Origin of the sequence: Sutterella parvirubra YIT 11816, from assembly GCF_000250875.1 — a bacterium.
In the GTDB taxonomy this organism is placed as follows: domain Bacteria; phylum Pseudomonadota; class Gammaproteobacteria; order Burkholderiales; family Burkholderiaceae_F; genus Sutterella; species Sutterella parvirubra.
The window spans coordinates 418-886 of record NZ_JH604994.1 but is presented as its reverse complement, the minus strand read 5'-3'; the positions used below and the strand labels follow the sequence as shown (position 1 = coordinate 886).

1 protein-coding gene is annotated in these 469 nt (G+C 58.6%); it reads left to right on the top strand.

Annotation, left to right across the window (positions count from 1 at the left end):
• Positions 1-10: 10 nt before the first annotated feature.
• Positions 11-469: RNA-guided endonuclease IscB (gene iscB / locus HMPREF9440_RS12070; RefSeq protein WP_245523586.1), on the top strand; the 459-nt coding region annotated here is incomplete at its 3' end.

The following is a 469-nucleotide window of genomic DNA, read 5'->3' as shown; positions in this document are numbered from 1 at the left end:
AGGTCATTTCATCCGGGAGCGTCTCAAGGCCCGAAACGCCTTTCGCCGTCGGCGTCGCGGCGCGAACCTCCGCTATCGTGCACCCCGGTTTTTGAACAGGAAGCGCCGCAAAGGATGGTTGCCTCCGTCACTTCATCACCGCGTTGACACCACCATGTCTTGGGTGGTGAAGCTTCGCAAGCTCGTTCCCGTGACGGAGCTTTGGGTGGAGACCGTCAAGTTCGACACGCAGAAGCTTCAGAACCCGGAAGTCTCCGGTGCCGAATACCAACAAGGGACGCTATTCGGCTTCGAAGTGCGCGAATACCTGTTTGAGAAATTCGGACGCAAGTGCGTCTATTGTGGAGTGGAGAGCGTTCCGCTCAATATCGATCACGTGGTTCCCCGCGCCAAAGGCGGTTCGGATCGCGTGTCGAACTTGGTGCTCGCCTGCACGGAGTGCAACCAGAAGAAGGGCGCACAGCCTCTC